At 73.3% G+C, this 531-nt stretch carries 1 protein-coding gene; it reads left to right on the plus strand.

Annotated features, from left to right (window positions below):
- On the plus strand, nt 1–531 hold a 531-nt coding region (locus tag O2V63_RS20685), incomplete at its 5' end, for a UDP binding domain-containing protein (protein WP_331253851.1).

Here is a 531-nt window from a genome sequence, read left to right on the forward strand (position 1 = left end):
TGTCTGCCCAAGGACATCCGGGCGTTCATGGCCCGCGCCGGGGAGCTCGGCGCGGACCAGGCGCTGACGTTCCTGCGTGAGGTCGACAACATCAACATGCGCCGCCGGATCCGGATGGTCGAGCTGGCCCGCGAGGTCTGCGACGGCTCGCTGGTCGGCAAGCGGGTGGCGGTGCTGGGAGCGGCGTTCAAGCCCAACAGCGACGACATCCGGGACTCCCCGGCGCTCAACGTCGCCGCCCAGTTGCAGCTGCAGGGCGCCGCGGTGCGGGTCACCGACCCCGCGGCCGGGGACAACATCCGCCGCAGCTGGCCGCAGCTGGACGCCGTGGACACCCCGGAGGAGGCCGCGGATCGGGCCGACGCCGTCCTGGTGCTCACCGAGTGGCAGCAGTACCGGGACCTCGACCCGGTGGCCTTCGGCAAGGTCGTCGGGCAGAAGCGGATGCTCGACGGGCGCAACGCGCTGGACCGTGACCACTGGGTGGCCGCCGGCTGGACCTACCGCGCGCTCGGCCGCCGCGCCGGCTGA

The sequence above is a fragment of the Modestobacter sp. VKM Ac-2977 genome (genome assembly GCF_026968045.1).
Lineage (GTDB): Bacteria > Actinomycetota > Actinomycetes > Mycobacteriales > Geodermatophilaceae > Modestobacter.